The 17,682-nt window shown below is 63.1% G+C and carries 12 protein-coding genes; 4 read left to right on the top strand and 8 right to left on the bottom strand.

The genetic code is table 11. The features are described 5' to 3' along the window. The first annotated feature begins 231 nt into the window (after nucleotides 1-231). Nucleotides 232-1,401, top strand: coding sequence for a class C beta-lactamase (ampC, locus tag V7S54_RS03350; protein WP_083203448.1), 1,170 nt, complete (start codon nucleotides 232-234; stop codon nucleotides 1,399-1,401). Between the two features lie 194 nt (nucleotides 1,402-1,595). Then, nucleotides 1,596-2,873: an alpha/beta hydrolase gene (locus V7S54_RS03355; RefSeq protein WP_065372453.1), complete on the top strand. Its 1,278-nt coding sequence runs from the start codon at nucleotides 1,596-1,598 to the stop codon at nucleotides 2,871-2,873. A gap of 36 nt (nucleotides 2,874-2,909) precedes the next feature. Here V7S54_RS03355 and V7S54_RS03360 read toward each other — a convergent pair whose 3' ends face one another. From V7S54_RS03360 to V7S54_RS03390, 8 genes are all read right to left on the bottom strand, one after another. Then, nucleotides 2,910-3,602, bottom strand: a complete 693-nt coding sequence (locus V7S54_RS03360; protein WP_336408046.1) for a response regulator — start codon at nucleotides 3,600-3,602, stop codon at nucleotides 2,910-2,912. Further along, on the bottom strand, nucleotides 3,599-6,295 hold the full coding sequence (locus tag V7S54_RS03365; protein WP_065372296.1) for a sensor histidine kinase: 2,697 nt from the start codon (nucleotides 6,293-6,295) through the stop codon (nucleotides 3,599-3,601). The genes V7S54_RS03360 and V7S54_RS03365 overlap by 4 nt, the downstream gene beginning before the upstream one ends. 22 nt (nucleotides 6,296-6,317) lie before the next feature. Next, on the bottom strand, nucleotides 6,318-6,887 hold the full coding sequence (gene kdpC / locus V7S54_RS03370; RefSeq protein ID WP_065372295.1) for a potassium-transporting ATPase subunit KdpC: 570 nt from the start codon (nucleotides 6,885-6,887) through the stop codon (nucleotides 6,318-6,320). 2 nt (nucleotides 6,888-6,889) lie between these two features. Beyond that, on the bottom strand, nucleotides 6,890-9,007 hold the full coding sequence (kdpB, locus tag V7S54_RS03375; RefSeq protein WP_065372294.1) for a potassium-transporting ATPase subunit KdpB: 2,118 nt from the start codon (nucleotides 9,005-9,007) through the stop codon (nucleotides 6,890-6,892). Nucleotides 9,008-9,020: 13 nt separating this feature from the next. Beyond that, nucleotides 9,021-10,730 carry a potassium-transporting ATPase subunit KdpA gene (gene kdpA / locus V7S54_RS03380; RefSeq protein ID WP_065372293.1) on the bottom strand — a complete coding sequence of 570 codons (1,710 nt, stop codon included), beginning with the start codon at nucleotides 10,728-10,730 and terminating at the stop codon, nucleotides 9,021-9,023. Between the two features lie 21 nt (nucleotides 10,731-10,751). Beyond that, nucleotides 10,752-10,838: a K(+)-transporting ATPase subunit F gene (gene kdpF, locus V7S54_RS33260; RefSeq protein ID WP_057248082.1), complete on the bottom strand. Its 87-nt coding sequence runs from the start codon at nucleotides 10,836-10,838 to the stop codon at nucleotides 10,752-10,754. 326 nt (nucleotides 10,839-11,164) lie between these two features. Further along, nucleotides 11,165-12,325, bottom strand: coding sequence for an AI-2E family transporter (locus V7S54_RS03385; RefSeq protein ID WP_065372452.1), 1,161 nt, complete (start codon nucleotides 12,323-12,325; stop codon nucleotides 11,165-11,167). 187 nt (nucleotides 12,326-12,512) lie between these two features. After that, on the bottom strand, nucleotides 12,513-13,736 hold the full coding sequence (locus tag V7S54_RS03390) for an MFS transporter (RefSeq protein WP_065372291.1): 1,224 nt from the start codon (nucleotides 13,734-13,736) through the stop codon (nucleotides 12,513-12,515). A gap of 339 nt (nucleotides 13,737-14,075) precedes the next feature. Here V7S54_RS03390 and V7S54_RS03395 point away from each other — a divergent pair, with 339 nt between their 5' ends. Together V7S54_RS03395 and pgi are read left to right on the top strand one after the other, a co-directional pair. Then, nucleotides 14,076-15,776 carry a long-chain fatty acid--CoA ligase gene (locus tag V7S54_RS03395; protein WP_065372290.1) on the top strand — a complete coding sequence of 567 codons (1,701 nt, stop codon included), beginning with the start codon at nucleotides 14,076-14,078 and terminating at the stop codon, nucleotides 15,774-15,776. A 140-nt stretch (nucleotides 15,777-15,916) separates the two neighbouring features. Next, nucleotides 15,917-17,542 carry a glucose-6-phosphate isomerase gene (gene pgi, locus V7S54_RS03400; protein ID WP_065372289.1) on the top strand — a complete coding sequence of 542 codons (1,626 nt, stop codon included), beginning with the start codon at nucleotides 15,917-15,919 and terminating at the stop codon, nucleotides 17,540-17,542. The last annotated feature ends 140 nt before the right edge of the window (nucleotides 17,543-17,682 follow it).

A 17,682-nucleotide genomic window follows, 5' to 3' on the forward strand; every position in this document is an offset into this window, starting at 1 on the left:
GCCCTAGATTTTTTTGGGTCTCCCGCGAGATATCATCGTTTGTGGCCTGGCGGCGAGCGGGCTAGGTCTGGCTTGCCCCGGCGCGGGCCTCTTGCTTTCACCCCGCGTGTCCACCGCGCGGACGAACGGCAAATGCAGCGGAATTGAACCGATTATCCGCTGCTGTTTCGGGCAGATGCCCGATCCGGCCGAGTCATGGGCATCCCCGCCTTGCAAGAAAGAGCAGACCGAATGGATAGAATGACGACAATCAAATTAGGGCTTGCTACTACAACCCTCTTTTCACTCACCGCGACCGTCTTTGCCGCGGACGGCGAGCAGGCCCGAATTGCCGCCGCCGTGGACAAGGCAATCCGACCGATCATGCGCGAATACAAGGTGCCGGGCATGGCGATCGCGGTCACCGTTGACGGCCAGCACTACTTCGTCAACTACGGCGTCGCCTCCAAGGAAACGAAGGCGCCCGTCACCGAAAACACACTGTTCGAGCTGGGCTCGATCAGCAAGACCTTTGCCGGCACGCTCGCATCCTATGCGCAGGTGCTCGGCAAGCTGTCCTTCGACGACCATCCCGGCAAGTACATGCCAGATCTCAGCGGCCGCGCGATCGACAAGGCGACCCTCCTCAATCTCGCCACCTATACCGCCGGCGGCCTGCCGTTGCAGTTCCCTGACGAGGTCAAGAGCAACGCTGACATGCTGACTTACTTCAGCAACTGGAAACCGGATGCCGAACCAGGGAAGAAGCGTCGCTACTCCAACCCGAGCATCGGCCTCTTCGGCCATGCCGCGGGCCTGGCGATGGGCAGCAGTTTTGCCACGGCGCTCGAGACCGAGTTGTTTCCGAAGCTCGGCCTCAAGCACAGCTATGTCACCGTGCCCAGGAGCGCGATGGGCAGCTATGCCTGGGGCTACGGCAAGGCAGACAAGCCGATCCGGGTCAACCCAGGCATGTTCGACGCCGAAGCCTACGGCGTGAAATCCTCCGCGGCAGACATGATCCGCTTCGTCGAAGCCAATATCCAGCCGGAGCAGTTCGACGGCCCCGTTCGCAAGGCCATAGAGGGAACGCATGTCGGCTACTTCGATACCGGCAAGATGATCCAGGGCCTCGGCTGGGAGCAGTATCCCTACCCGGGTTCACTGGAGCGATTGCTCGACGGCAACTCCCGGACCATGGCCATGGAAGCCAATCCGGCTACGGCATTGAACCCTCCGAAGCGGCCCGATGGCGCGACGCTTTACAACAAGACCGGATCCACCAACGGCTTCGGCGGCTATGTCGCCTTCGTTCCGGGGAAGAAGATCGGTGTCGTCATGCTGGCGAACCGGAACTTTCCGAATCCGGAGCGCATCAAGGCAGTGCATGCAATTCTGAAGACGCTGGCCTCTGCGGAATAGGCGGCCAAGCATCCATCAAAGGCACCCTCCCCCGTGTTGCGGCAGCCCGCAGCACGGGAGAATCCGCGCTCATCAACAACCCAGCAGCGAAACCGCAATCCCCAGCCGCTTGCATATTAGCGCCGAGTGTTGTCATCTTCGTTTCGCGAAAGCGCGATCAGATGCAGCCAAGTTAGGCGTATATGGGGATGCCGATGTTCGAGCGGGTGGGGTTTCAAGGTTCGCTGCAGCACGGATGTGCAAGAGGAGGGCGGACAATCTTCGTCCTGGCGGCTTTGGCATTGCTTGCCGGATGCGGTGGTCATGCCAAAGGTGTGATGGCACCTGTCGCGGTCACCGCTCCTACCCCCGGCACATCGACCGTAGACATGCTTGTCGCAACCACGCGCCAACCGTCCGGCGATCCGGCGACACTGTTTTCCGGCGAGCGAGACGCCAATACCTTCCTCACCGACGTCGCGGTCTCGATCCCGCCGGACACGGTGCGGAAATCTGGCACGGTGCAATGGCCGCGCAAGCTGCCCCCGGATCCCGCCAAGGAATTCGCCGTCACGCGTGTGCGTGAGCTCCAGACACTCGATGAAGCCAAGTCCTGGTTCCTACAACACGACGTCGGCGGCCACGCCTTCGTCTTCGTCCACGGCTTCAACAACCGCTACGAGGATTCCGTCTACCGCCTTGCCCAGATCGTCCACGATTCGGAGGTCCAGGCGACGCCAGTCCTGTTTACCTGGCCGTCCCGTGCCAATGTTTTCGACTACAATTACGACAAGGAAAGCACGAACTATTCGCGCACGGCACTCGAAGACATCCTGAAAAAGCTCTCGGACGCGCCGAAGGTGAAGGACATCACCATCCTCGCCCATTCGATGGGGACCTGGCTGACGATGGAATCGCTCCGGCAGATGGCCATCCGCGACGGCAACGTGCCGTCGAAGATCGAGAATGTCATTCTCGCCTCGCCGGATATCGATCTCGACGTCTTTGCCAAGCAATTCGTCGAGATGGGCAAGAAGCGGCCGAAGTTCACGATCTTCGTTTCGCAAGACGATCGTGCGCTGGCACTTTCGAGTTTCATTTCCGGTGACGTATCTCGCCTTGGGGCGATCGACCCTTCTGCGGAGCCCTACCGTACCCAGCTGGAAAAGGCCGGCATCACCGCCATCGACCTGACCAAGGTCAAGACGGAGGACGGCCTGCATCACGGCAAGTTCGCAGAAAGCCCGCAGATCGTTCAGCTCATCGGCACGCGGCTTGCCACGGGGCAGACGCTCACCGACTCCGACATCTCGGTCGGAACCGGCATTGCCGCGGTTGTTGCAGGCACGGCGAGAAATGTCGGCAATGTCGCTGCGGTCACCGTCTCGGCGCCGGTATCGATCCTCGAAAATCCGCAGCCGACGAAGAAGAAGAGGGTGGTCGTCGGAGATACGCTGTCAAGCGACACGCCGCAGCCCGTGAAGATCAAGTGACGGATCAGCGGCTGCCGCCTTGACGGCAGCCCGCCATCAACCGTCGTCGCCGACGAAGCGGTAGCCGACGCCCGGCTCCGTGCGGATGATCCTCGGGTCGGCCGGGTCACGCTCGATCTTGCCGCGCAACTGCCCGATGAAGACCCTGAGATAGTGCAGGTCCTCGCCATGCGCGACGCCCCAGACCGAGGTCAGCAGCGTCTTGTGGGTGACGACGCGGCCGGCATGGTGCGCCAGCATGACTAGGAGATCATATTCCTTCGGCGTCAGCCGCAGCGGCTCGCCATCCTTCGTCACCACGCGCTTGATCGTATCGATCGACACGCCATCGGCAGAAAGCTGCGTCTGGCCGCCCTCCATCTGGACTCGGTGGCGCAGTGCCGTGCGGATGCGGGCGGTCAGCTCGCCGATGCCGAAGGGTTTTTCAATGTAATCGTCGGCGCCAAGGTCGAGCGCGGCGATCTTTTCGCTTTCACGGTCGCGGGCTGACAGGATGATGATCGGGACCTGGGACCAGCCACGCAGGTTTGCGATGACCTCCTTGCCGTCCATATCGGGCAGGCCGAGATCGAGGATTACGAGGTCCGGCGCGGTCGTTGCGGCCGCCTTCAATGCCTCGGCACCGGTCATTGCCTCCAGCACCTCATAGCCGGCAGCGCTCAATGCGGGCCTCAGGAAACGCTGGATCTGGGGTTCGTCGTCGACAACGAGGATGCGCTCCACGCTCATGCACTGTCCTTTTCGGAGATTTCGGCCTTGGCGGCCGGAAAGCGCATCGAAATGCGCGTGCCGCGGCGGCGAAGCGCCGGGCTTTCCGCCTTGATCTGCCCGCCCATGGCCTCGACGAAGCCCTTGGCGATCGACAGCCCAAGGCCTGTCCCTGGCGCACGGCCATCCGCCTTGCCGCGGCGGAAGAATTTCTCGAAGACCTGCTCGAGGTCCTTCGGCGCAATGCCCCTGCCGAGGTCGGTCACCGACAGCACGATCTCGTTGCCATCCGAACGGGCATAGATGCTGATCGGCTCGTCGCCGCCGTACTTGTTGGCGTTGTCGAGCAGATTGAAGAGCACCTGCCCGAGCAGCACGCTGTCGCCGCGCATCAAAGGCAGGTCCGGCGCGATGCTGGTTTCGATCTCGCGCTCGGGAAAGTACTTGCGGGCACGATCGACGGACGCCCGCACTGCGTCGGCGACGTCGACCCAGTCGCGCTTGGCGTTGACGGTGCCCGCTTCGATGCGGGTCATGTCGAGCAGGTTGGCAACGAAGCGCGTCAGGCGCGCTCCCTCCTCCTCGATCGACTTCAACAAATCGTCGCGGCTCTCCGGCGGCATGCGGTCGCCGAGCTGGCGCAGGCTGGTGACGGCCCCCGTGATGGTGGCAAGCGGCGTCCTTAGATCGTGGGAAATGGACGAAAGCAGCGCCGCGCGAAAGCGTTCGCCTTCAAGTTTCGCTGCGTGATCGAGGCTTTCGCGCGACAGGCGCGCCCGGTCGACGGCGATCGCGGTCTGGTCGAGGATCGCCGCCAGCGCGCGCTCCTCGTTGATTTCAAGCGGCTTGTCCGCCTGAACGAAGCCGCAGACGCCGACGACGCCGTGCGGGCTCGTCAGCGGGCGGAAGTGAAATGGGCTGTTGGGCAGGGTGCCCGTACCATTGCCGGCCGGTTCCCGCTTGTCCATCGCCCAGCGCGCCGCCATGATATCGGTGACATCGAGTTCGGTGTCCGGTGGCCAGGCGGCCTTCAATTGCAGATCCCCCTCCTCCGGCAAAAGCAGCGCCGAACTGCGCTTGAGCGTCGACTGCATCTGCGTCACCGCCGCCCACAGCACATCGTCTGCCTTGGCGGTGCCGGAGAGCTTACGGGAGAAATCGTAGAGCGCCTGGGTCGCTGCGGCGCGCCGGCGGGCGGTCTTCGCCTGTTCGCGCACCCGCGATGCGAGGCTGCCGGCAAGGGCAGCGGCGACCAGGAAGATGAAGAGCGCGAAGACCTCGTGCGGCTCAGCAATGGTGAACGTGCCGACCGGCTCGATGAAGAAGAAGTTATAGGCCAGAACCGAAAACAAAGCCGCCGCGATCGCCGAGATGTGGCCCGCATAGGTCGCCGAGGCCAAGACGGCGAGTAGATAGAGAAGCGAGATGTTGGGCAGGATGATGAAGCGCTCGATCAGCAGGCCGATCGCCGTGGCCACGCCCACCGAGCCGGCGGCAATGCCAACGGCGCGCCCGGTGCCGGGCGGCAGCGTCTTTTTCGCGGTGGACCGCCGCTTGGCAGGCACCGTCTCGCGATCGGTGACAAGGTGGATGCCGACCCCGGACACGCGCTCGGCCAGGGCGTCGGGAAGAGACTGACGCAGAAAGCGCATCGGAAAGGATTGGCGTCGTGCGCCGATGACGATCTGCGTCGCATGTTCGCGGCGCGCAAGCTTCAAGATCTCCTCGACGAAGTCGTTGCCGATGATGCGGCGCGTCTCGGCGCCAAGCTGTTCGGCAAGACGAAAGGTCTCGTCGAGCCGGCGCACATCCTCGCCATCGCCGCTTTCGCGGTCGGCGCGCTCGATGAAGACGACAATCCAGGGAGCGTTCAATCCCTCTGCCAGCCGGCTTGCGGTGCGGACCACCTTCTCGGAAAGCGCATCGGACCCGATGCAGACGAGCAGGCGCTCGCCGCTCGCCCAGACGCCTTCGATCGCGTTCTGCTTGAGGTAGTCGACCATCTGGTCATCGACCCGGTCGGCCGTGCGCCGAAGCGCCAGTTCGCGCAGTGCCGTCAAGTTGCCAAGCCGAAAGAACCGGTCGACGGCGCGCTTGGCGCTGTCGGGCAGATAGACCTTGCCTTCCTTCAACCGCTCGATCAGTTCGGCCGGCGGCAGATCGACGAGCAGCACCTCGTCGGCGCGCTTCAGCACCGTATCCGGCACCCGCTCGCGCACCGGCACCCCGGCGATCTGCGCGACGATGTCCGAAAGGCTTTCGAGGTGCTGGATATTGAGCGCCGTCCAGACATCGATGCCCGCAGCGATCAGTTCCTCGATGTCCTGATAGCGCTTCGGATGCCGGCATTCAGCCGGGTTGCTGTGAGCGAGTTCGTCGACGACGATGATCTTGGGACGTCGGGCAAGGGCCGCATCCAGGTCGAACTCGGAAAGCACGCGGCCGCGATGGGTTACATCGCGGCGCGGCAAGATTTCCAGTCCCTCGACCAGCGCGGCGGTCTCGCCGCGACCGTGGGTTTCGACAAGCCCGATGACGATATCGACGCCGTCTTCCTTCAGACGACGGGCCCGGGTCAGCATCGCATAGGTCTTGCCGACGCCGGGGGCTGCGCCGAGGAAAACTGTCAGCTTTCCTCGGCGGTCCTGCGCGGCGAGGGCAAGCAGTGCGTCTGGGTCTGGGCGACTCTTGGCGTCGCGTTCACTGTCGGGCATTCATCGTCTCAGGCGTGAGATATCAGGTTCGGGGCGCATCAAGGGCCAGATTGAGTTCTAGCACATTGACGCGCGGCTCGCCTACGACCCCGAGCAGACGGCCTTCAGTTGCCTTGTTGACCAGCGCGGTGACGTCGGCTTCCGTGAGACCGCGCGCCTTGGCAATGCGGGCCACCTGCGCCTGGGCAAAAGCCGGCGTGATATGCGGATCGAGGCCGGAGCCTGACGTCGTCACCGCATCAGCAGGAATTTCGCCCGTAAAGCCGACACTCTTCAAACGCTCGACGTCGGCTGCGACGCGATCCTTCAGCTTGACCGAGGTCGTGCCAAGGTTGGAGCCGCTCGACGCGCCGGCGTTGTAGGCCTCCGGTCCAGTCGCGGACGGACGCGGCCAGAAGTATTTGTCGGAGGTGAAGTTCTGGCCGATCAGCTCAGAGCCGATCAGAGCACCGTCCTTCTCGATGAGGCTGCCGTTTGCCTGGGCGGGCATCAGCACCTGCGACATGCCAGTGATGGCGAAGGGATAGGCAAGGCCTGTGATGAGTGTCAGGAGCAGTGTCATCACGATGGCGGGGCGAAGTTGGTTCAGCATGGTTACACCAGATTGAGCGCGTTCACGACGATATCGACAAGCTTGATGCCTGCGAAGGGCAAGAGGATGCCGCCGAGACCGTAGACGAGGAGGTTGCGGCGCAGCAGCGCAGCGGCGCCGACTGGCCGATACTTGACGCCCTTCAGCGCCAGCGGGATCAGCGCGACGATGATGAGTGCGTTGAAGATCACGGCCGAGAGGATCGCCGATTGCGGCGAAGCGAGGCCCATGACGTTGAGTGCGGCGAGCGCCGGATAGGTGGTGATGAACAGCGCCGGGATGATGGCGAAGTACTTCGCCACGTCGTTGGCGATCGAAAAGGTCGTCAGCGAACCGCGGGTCATCAGGAGCTGCTTGCCGATCTCGACGATCTCGATGAGCTTTGTCGGGCTGGAATCGAGGTCCACCATGTTGGCGGCCTCACGGGCGGCCTGCGTGCCGGTCTGCATGGCAACGCCGACATCGGCCTGAGCAAGCGCCGGCGCATCGTTGGTGCCGTCGCCGCACATGGCAATCAGGCGGCCGCCGTGCTGTTCCTTGCGGATATAGGCAAGCTTGTCTTCTGGCGTTGCTTCGGCGAGGAAGTCGTCAACACCGGCTTCGGAAGCGATCGCCGCGGCGGTCACCGGGTTGTCACCGGTCACCATGACAGTGCGGATGCCCATGGCACGAAGGGCGGCAAAGCGCTCCTTGATGCCCGGCTTGACGACGTCCTTCAAGTGGATGACGCCGAGCAGGCGCGGGCCGTCGGCGACGGCAAGCGGCGTGCCGCCGGTGCGCGCCACCTGGTCGACGGCGCGGCGGAATTCGTTCGGCACGTTTTCGTCGCGGATGCCGGTGAACTTCAGGATCGAGTCGACGGCGCCCTTGCGCAGCCGGCGGCCGCCAAAGTCGACGCCCGAGAGCCTTGTCTCTGCAGCAAACGGAATGACCGCGTCGATCCGGGTCGCGCCGGCCGGGCTTGCGCCACCGCCAACGGCAAGCGCGACGACTTCACCCTTTCCGGACGCGGGAAGCGAAACGGCAGGCGCCTGGCGGCCGAATTCACCGGTCGCAAGCGCTGCGATCGAGCGCCCCTCGGGCGTTTCGTCGGCAAGGCTCGCAAGCAGTGCAGCGTCGGCAAGTTCCGCCTCGGTGACGCCCGGCACCGGCATGAAGTCGGCGGCCATGCGGTTACCAAAGGTGATTGTACCGGTCTTGTCGAGCAGCAGCGTATCGACGTCGCCGGCGGCTTCAACTGCACGGCCAGAGGTGGCAATGACATTGAAGCGGACCAGACGGTCCATGCCGGCGATGCCGATCGCCGAGAGCAGGCCACCGATGGTGGTCGGGATCAGGGTGACGAGCAGCGCAGAAAGCACGGTGACCGACAGCAAGGTGCCAGAATAGCCGGCAAGCCCCCAGAGTGTGACGACAGCCACGAGGAAGATCAGCGTCAGGCCCGAAAGCAGGATCGAAAGGGCGATTTCGTTCGGGGTCTTCTGGCGCTGGGCGCCCTCGATCAGCGCAATCATGCGGTCAACGAAGGTATTGCCCGGCGCGACGCCGATGCGGACCTTGATCCAGTCGGACAGCACCTGCGTGCCGCCGGTGACGGCCGAACGGTCGCCGCCGGATTCGCGAATGACAGGAGCCGATTCACCGGTAATCGCGCTTTCGTTGACGGAGGCTACACCATCGACGACGTCGCCGTCACCGGGGATCAGTTCCCCGGCTTCGACCAGCACGAGGTCGCCGACCTTGAGCGAGGTCGCCGGGATCGTCTGGGTTTCCCGGCCTTCTGCCGATACGAGCTTGCGGGCCGTCAGTTCGGACTTGGTGCGCCGCAGGCTATCGGCCTGCGCCTTGCCGCGCCCTTCGGCGACGGCTTCGGCGAAGGTGGCGAAAAGCACCGTGAACCACAGCCAGGCGGCGATCTGCCCGGAGAAGAGCGGGCTGCCCGTGCCGGTCATAAGATCGCGGACAAAGAGGCCAGTGACCACGGCCGCAACCACTTCGGTGACGAAGATCACCGGGTTGCGCACGAGCTGGCGCGGGTCGAGCTTGACAAAGGCCGCCTTGATAGCCGGCAGGAGGATGGCCGGATCCAGAAGACTTGGAGCAACTGGTTTGGAAGACATGTGTCGAATTCCTTTAGAAGGTCTGGCCGGCAAGCATCGAAAAATGCTCGACGATGGGACCGAGAGCGAGCGCCGGGAAGAACTGCAGCCCGCCGAGAATGAGGATGATGCCAACGAGCAGACCGACGAAGAGCGGCGTGTCGGTCGGGAACGTGCCCTTGGAAGCCGGTACGCGGGTCTTGACCGCGATCGAGCCGGCGATCGCCATGACGGGCACCGCATAGGCAAAGCGGCCGAGCAGCATGGCGAGACCAAGCGTGGTGTTGTACCAGGGCGTATTGCCGGTGAGGCCACCAAAGGCCGAGCCGTTGTTGCCGGCAGCCGAGGTGAAGGCATAGAGGATTTCCGACAGGCCGTGCGGGCCTGCGGTACCGATGCTTGCGACGGCAAAAGGCAGCATGGCGGACACGGCGGCAAAGCCGAGGATCGTCGCCGGCAGGATGAGGACCGCGAACATCGCGTATTTCATCTCGCGCGATTCGATCTTCTTACCGAGCAGTTCCGGCGTGCGGCCAACCATGAGGCCGGCGACGAAAACGGCGAGGATCGCAAAGACGACCATGCCATAGAGGCCGGAGCCGACACCGCCAGGCAGAACTTCGCCGAGCTGCATCAGGAACATCGGCACAAGACCGCCGATACCGGTGAGCGAGCCGTGCATCCCGTTGACGCCGCCATCCGACAGGCCGGTGGTGACCGCGGCATAAAGCGCCGTCATCGCCTGACCGAAGCGGACCTCCTTGCCTTCCATATTGCCCTGGACAGCATCGAGGCCAAGCGCGGTCAGGATCGGGTTACCCTGCGTTTCCGCCCAGTAGACGATACCGACACCTGCGATCAAAAGGACGGCAGTGACGGCGATGAAGGCCCAGCCCTGGCGACGGTTACCGACCATCTGGCCAAAGGTGTAGACGAGGGCAGCCGAGATCGACAGCATAGCGAAGATGTTGAGGTAATTGGAGAAGGCCGTCGGGTTTTCGAACGGGTGGGCGGCATTGACGTTGAAGAAGCCGCCACCATTGGTCCCGAGCTGCTTGATCGCCTCCTGGCTTGCGACCGGACCAACCGAGATCGTCTGCTTGGCGCCTTCGAGCGTCGTTGCAGTAAGGTCGGCATGGAAGGTCTGCGGCAGGCCGGCCCAGACCATGGCAAGGGCCATGACGACGGCGATCGGCAAAAGCACATAAAGGGTCGAACGGGTGAGATCGACCCAGAAATTGCCGACGGTCGAAGCGTTCGAGCGGGCAAAGGCGCGGGTCACGGCGAGCGCCATGGCGATGCCGGTCGCCGCCGACACGAAGTTATGCACCGTCAGCCCGGCCATCTGGCTGAAATGGCTGAGCGTGGTTTCGCCGCCGTAGTTCTGCCAGTTGGTATTGGTGACGAAGCTGACCGCCGTGTTGAAGGCGAGATCGGATGGCATGCCGGCAAAACCCTGCGGGTTCATCGGCAGGTAAGCCTGCAGCCGCAGAATCGAATAGAGAGAAACGAAGCCTGCAAGGCTGAAGGCGAGCATCGACATCGTGTAGGCGAGCCAGCCCTGCTCCTTGTTCGGATCGACGCCGGCAGCGAGATAAAGACCGCGCTCGACAGGACCGAGGACAGGTGAAAAGACGTTGCGTTCACCGGAGAAGACCCGCGCCATGTAAAGCCCCAGCGGCTTGATGACGATCAGGACGGCGATGAAGAGGAGGCTGATCTGCAGCCACCCGATGATAGACATGAGATTTCTCCGCGAAGGGCGTCAGAATCGTTCGGGGCGAACGAGGGTGACGACGAGATAGGCCGCAAGGGCGACGGCGACTGCGAGACCAATCAGGGCTTCGAACATGACGCCCTCCTCAAAGACGGCTCAGCGCGCGCGCATAAAGCGCAAACACGACAAAGCCGCCGATGCCGGCGGCAAGGAAAAGAACATCGGACATGCAAAAATACTCCGGACTATTGAAGTCCGGATCTTGCGTCCGCTCAGGGTCAATTATCGATTGCGATGGTTGGGAGGGGGTGTAAGGAAAAGATAAAGGCACCCGCAGACGACATTCCGAGAGAGGCGGAGAGCGCAGATACGAAGCATCGGATCATCTCGCGTTTCCAATGAAACAGGGAGACGGTCTCACCGGCCGCGCCCAGGCAACCGGCGGCTTAGCCATGGGTGGCTCAGCCCTTGATGATGGGGTTGACGGTCGTGTCGGTGGGGGTGGTGACTTCGCGCATCCACTCGCGCCAGATGGCAACCAGCAGTGCCATCAGCACCGGGCCAACAAAGAGGCCGAGAAAACCCATGGTCTTTACGCCGCCGACGAGACCGAAGAAAGTCGGCAGGAAGGGAAGCTTGATCGGCCCGCCGACGAGGCGCGGCCGCAGCGTCTTGTCGACGATGAAGAGCTCGGTCGTGCCCCAGGCAAACAGCGCGATGCCGTGAACCGGCGAGCCGCTGGCGACGAGATAGACCGAGACCAGCGTGAAGCACAGCGGCGCACCGCCCGGAATGAGAGCCATCAGGCCGGTGATGATGCCGAGCGTGACCGGCGACGGCACGCCGGCCAGCCAGTAGGCGACGCCGAGCACGATGCCCTCGCCGATGGCGATGATGCCCATGCCGGTGACGGTGGAACTGATCGTCATCGGCACGACGCGCGACAAGCGCTCCCAGCGCATCGGGAAGATGCGCTCGCCGAGACGGTCGAGCTGTCCGGAAAAAGACTGGCCGTCGCGGTAGACGAAGAACAGCGTGATCAGCATGAAAAGCAGCGTCAGGAAGGCGTGGAACGTCGAGGCACCGACGACCAGAACGCCACGGTAGATGTTGCCGATGTTGGAACCGCTGACCAACTGGACCAGTTCCCCGAGCGCACCCGGATGACCGACATGCTTGACCCATTGTTCGCCGAGCCAAACGCCGGCAATCGGAATGCTGGTCAGCCAGGCGGGAACCACGGCACCGTTGGCATTGGTCTCGACGGCCCAGACGACCCAGTCGCGCACTTCGTCCACCGCATAGACGGCAGCAAGAGAAATCGGCACGACGATGAAGGAGATGACGCAGACGATGGCGATGGTGGCCGCAAGCGTGCGGTTGCCGTTCACGGCGGCAAGCAGCCGGCGATAGATCGGCCAGCTGGCAAAGCCGATGACGACGGCGGCCAGAACCGGGACGAGGAAACCGTGGAAGAAGTAGACGCCGGCAAGAAGAACGAAGACCAGCATCCAGCGGGCAGCCGTCATCGGTCCAACGAGGGCATGGCGCGAAATCGCGGTGTGCCCGAGAAGCCGTGGCTCCACGGCGAAGTTTTCTCGTTCGCGATTGCCCAATTGCACCAATGATCCTCCGTCTTTCGACGAGCTTACAACAAACCCGGGGTCTTGCCAGCCTCTGTGGCACCAAGCCCGGCCCTTTGCCCCTGCTTTACGGTAGTTTCAGGGCCAGAAGCGACGCTAGCGGCGGGACATGACAGAAAAATTTAGGAGGGATCAAGTTCCCGCGACCTTCTTTTGCAAAAACCGGTCATTCCGCCGCAGGTTTTGCAGCCAGGCGAGCGGGTTGAGCGCGATCGACAAAGACGGATGCGAGGAAGATGCCGAAGCCGGCAACGCCGAGAACGGCGCCGACGAGGCCGGTGGAGGTCCAGCCGTAGCCAGCGGCAATCGAGGCACCGCCGAGCCAGGCGCCAAGCGCGTTGGCGAGGTTGAAGGCGGAATGGCTAAGGGCGGCGGCGAGCGTCTGTGCCTCGCCGGCGATATCCATCAGCCGCGTCTGCACGCCCGGCACGACGGCGAAACCGCCGCCGATGAAGAGCACGTTGACGATCGCGATCCACGGATTGCCCATGGTGAAATAGAAGAGCACATAGGCGAAGATGTTGAAGACGATGGCGATGCCGATTGCCGGCAGCAGCGCCCAATCGGCAAGCCGCGCGCCGACGATGTTGCCGAGGATCATGCCGGCGCCGAAGACCGAGAGCATGACCGGCACATTGGCAAGAGAAACACCCGCGACTTCGGTGAGTGCCGGCGTGATGTAGCTGAAGACTGCGAACATGCCGCCGCAGCCGATGGCGCAGATGCCAAGCATCAGCCAGACCTGCAGCTTGCCAAGCGCGCCGAGCTCGCGAAGCGGCGTTGCCTTCGGATTGCCTTTGTCGCGCGGCACGTGGACGAAGGTCAGCGCCACGGTCAAAAGGCTGATGCCGCCGACGATGGCGAAAGCGGACCGCCAACCGAGCGCCTGGCCGAACCATGCGACGAGCGGCGTGCCGAAGAGGGTGGCGATCGTCAGCCCCATCATCACCCGGCCAACTGCACGCGCCCGCTGGTTCGGCGCCGCGAGGCCGGCGGCGACCAGGGCGGCCACACCGAAATAGGCACCATGCGGCAGGCCGGCGAAGAAGCGCGCGACGATCAGCGTATAGAAATCCGGTGCGATCGCGCTTGCAAAATTGCCGACGGCGAAAACCAGCATCAGCGCAAGCAGCACGCGGAAGCGGGAGAAGCGGGCGGCAAGCACTGCGATCAGCGGCGCGCCGACAACGACGCCGAGAGCATAGGCGCTGATCACTGCCCCTGCCCGCGGCACCGAAACGGCGACATCCTCAGCGACCTGTGGCAAGAGACCCATGATCGCGAATTCGCCGGTGCCGATCCCGAAGCCGCCGACTGCGAGCGCTACTTCGGCAGCAGAAACACGGGCACGGCGCGGTTCGGCGGCGGAAGAATAAGCTTCGTCACACATGAGCAATGGCCTGCGTCGTCCGGCCCGAGCGGACCGGAGAAAAATCTGGGGGATATATCGGCGGACGTTGGATCGGACCAACAGGGATATGCTGCAATGCAATACAGTGTTTTGCCCTAGCAGGCAAAGCTTTTGCAGCTCTCGTCATACTTTTTCGAGGGCGCAATCCGCGCCCGTTAACCGTAAGCTCAGTTGACGTTTACGTCAAAGTTAGATAATCCCGAATCTCAGCTTGAAGTGGTGTCTCAAAAGCATCATCTTCATCGGCATGAGAAGGTCAGGAGGGATTTTCTCAGGCCGCGAGCAGGCCAGCCTGTGGCGACCAGAGGGAGAGAGGTCATGGTGGAAGTCAGCGCACAACAAACGGGTACCAGCCCAGGCAAGATCTGGCTGAAATCCTATCCACCCGGCATAGCCGCCGAAATCGGCGCCCTGCCCTACAAATCGATCGGCGAATTTTTCGACCACGCCGTCGCCCGCTATTCGACCCGCCCGGCCTTCACCTGCATGGGCAAGACGCTGAGTTTTGCGGACCTCAATGCCGAATCCGCCAAGATCGGTGCCTGGCTGCAATCTCTCGGCCTCGTCAAAGGCGACCGTGTCGCCGTGATGATGCCGAACATCCTGCAGAACCCCGTCATCGTCTACGGCATTCTTAGAGCCGGCTTTACCGTCGTAAACGTCAACCCGCTCTATACGCCGCGCGAGTTGCAGCACCAGCTCGTCGATTCCGGCGCCAAGGCGATCTTCGTTCTGGAAAACTTCGCCCACACGGTGCAGCAGGTGACCGACAAGACCTCCGTCAAGCACGTCGTCGTCGCCACGATGGGCGACATGCTGGGTCTCAAGGGCGCGATCGTCAATCTCGTGGTCCGTCGCGTCAAGAAGCTGGTTCCTGCCTGGTCGATCCCCGGCCACCTTTCGTTCAAGACGGTGCTTTCCAAGGGTGGCCGTGCCAAGCTGACGAAACCGAACGTCGCGCCTGGTGATGTCGCCTTCCTGCAATATACCGGCGGCACGACCGGGGTCTCCAAGGGTGCAACACTCACCCATTCGAACCTTCTGTCGAACATGGCGCAGATGGAAATCTGGTTCCACACGGCGTTCCGCTCGCGGGCACGCCCGGAAAACCTCGTCTTCATGTGCGCGCTGCCGCTCTACCACATCTTCGCACTGACGGTGAATTCGCTGATGGGCCTTGCCACTGGCGGCAACAACATCCTGATTCCCAATCCGCGCGACATTCCGGGTTTCGTCAAGGAACTCGGCAAGCACAAGACCAATATCTTCCCGGGCCTCAACACGCTGTTCAACGCGCTGATGAACAATGCGGAGTTCCAGAAGCTCGATTTCTCGTCGCTGATGCTGACCTTCGGTGGCGGCATGGCGATCCAGCGCCCGGTGGCCGAACGCTGGAAGCAGATGACCGGTTGCTCGATCGCCGAAGGCTACGGCCTGTCGGAGACTTCGCCGGTGGCAACGGCCAACATCCTCGACGCGACCGAGTTCACCGGCACGATCGGCATGCCGATTCCTTCGACCGACGTCGAGATCCGCGACGACCTCGGCAACACGCTGCCGATCGGCGAAGTCGGCGAGATCTGCATTCGCGGCCCACAGGTGATGGCCGGCTACTGGCAGCGGCCGGATGAAACAGCCAAGGCGATCTCGCCGGACGGTTTCTTCCGCTCGGGCGACATCGGCTTCATGAACGCGGACGGCCTGGTCAAGATCGTCGACCGCAAGAAGGACATGATCCTCGTTTCCGGCTTCAACGTCTTCCCGAACGAGATCGAGGAAGTGGCGATGACCCATCCGGGCATTCTCGAATGCGCAGCGATCGGCGTTCCGGACGAGCATTCCGGCGAGGCCGTCAAGCTCTTCGTGGTCAAGAAGGATCCGGCGCTGACGGAGGAAGAGGTCAAGCGCCATTGCGCCGCCAACCTCACCAACTACAAGCGCCCGCGTTTCGTCGAGTTCCGGACGGAGCTGCCGAAGACCAATGTCGGCAAGATCCTGCGTAAAGACCTGCGCGGCTGAATTAGTCCAAAATTCAAACGATTTAAAAAATCCTGAAAACCGCCACTTCGGCGGTTTTCCAGTCTTGATTTGGTCCACTTAAAGCGAATAGCTACGCAGGCGATTGTCCGACACCCCTGTCCGACACAAGGAGCCCTGCGATGAAAGCGCTTGTCGACCAACTCAAAGCAACCGCCTCTGAGACCAACGCAACCGATATCCGCGCTGCCTTCGCCAGCGACGCCGAACGCTTCCAGCGCTTCAGCACCACGCTCGGCGACCTGCTGCTCGACTATTCGAAATGCGCCGTCAACGACAGGGTGCTTGACGGCCTCGAAGCGCTCGCCAAGGCGGCCAAGGTCGAGGAGAAGCGGGACGCCATGTTCCGCGGCGACATCATCAACATCACCGAGGAGCGTGCCGTGCTGCACACAGCGCTGCGCAACCGCGGCAACCGCCCGATCCTCGTCGACGGCAAGGACGTGATGCCCGACGTCAACGGCGTGCTCGACGCCATGGGCGCCTTTGCTGACGGCATCCGCTCGGGTGCGCTCAAGGGCGCCACCGGCAAGAAGATCACCGACGTCATCAATATCGGCATCGGCGGCTCCGACCTCGGCCCCGTCATGGCGACGCTGGCGCTCGCGCCCTTCCATGACGGTCCGCGCCTTCACTTCGTTTCCAACATCGACGGCGCCCACATCGCCGACACGCTGAAGCTCGTCGATCCGGAAACCTCCCTTTTCATCGTCGCCTCGAAGACCTTCACGACGATCGAGACGATGACCAATGCCGCGACGGCCCGCGCCTTCATCGCCGGCAAGCTCGGAGAGGCCGCCGTCGGCCATCACTTCGCTGCCGTCTCGACGGCGCTCGACAAGGTCGCCGCCTTCGGCATCGACCAGGCCCGTGTCTTCGGCTTCTGGGATTGGGTCGGCGGTCGCTACTCGATCTGGTCGGCGATCGGCCTGCCGCTGATGATCGCCATCGGCAAGGAGAATTTCGGCCGCTTCCTCGATGGCGGCCATGCCATCGACGAGCACTTCCGCACCGCTCCGATCCGCAAGAACATTCCCGTCCTGCTCGGCCTTCTCGGCTTCTATCACCGCAACGTGCTCGGCTATCCGTCGCGCGCGATCCTGCCCTATGACCAGCGTCTGTCGCGCTTCCCCGCCTATCTGCAGCAGCTCGACATGGAATCGAACGGCAAGGCGGTAACGCTCGACAGCACCCCTGTGGCGTATTCAACCGGCCCGGTCGTCTGGGGCGAGCCCGGCACCAATGGCCAGCACGCCTTCTACCAGCTGATCCACCAGGGCACGGACGTCATCCCGGCCGAGTTCATGATCGCGGCAAACGGCCATGAAAAGAACTTGCGCCACCAGCACGAACTGCTGATTGCCAATTGCCTGGCGCAATCCGAGGCGCTGATGAAGGGCCGGACGCTCACTGAGGCGAAGGCGCAGCTCACCGCCAAGGGCATGGCCGACGCCAAGGCCGACAGGATCGCGCCGCACCGCGTCTTCACCGGCAACCGCCCGTCGCTGACGATCGTCTACGACCAGCTCGATCCCTTCGCACTTGGCCGCCTGATTGCGCTCTACGAGCACCGCGTCTTCGTCGAAGGCGCGCTCTTCAACATCAATTCCTTCGACCAGTGGGGCGTCGAACTCGGCAAGGAACTGGCAACAGGCCTGCTGCCGGTCGTCGAAGGCAAGGAGAGTGCTGCCGGCCACGATTCGTCGACCGCTGGCCTGGTGGCGGCCCTGCTGAAGGCCGCGCGCTGAGGAGCAGCTCCAGGCGGTTCCATCCTGAACCGCATCGCGTCGAACGATAAGGCCCGAAGTGCAGATCGTGCCTCGGGCCTTATCATATAGCGCAGGCCGGCAGCACCGTGGCGCCCGCCGGTTTCAGCACCTGCATCAGA

Origin of the sequence: Ensifer sp. CCNWLY38, assembly GCF_037120565.1 — a bacterium.
In the GTDB taxonomy this organism is placed as follows: domain Bacteria; phylum Pseudomonadota; class Alphaproteobacteria; order Rhizobiales; family Rhizobiaceae; genus Ensifer; species Ensifer adhaerens_H.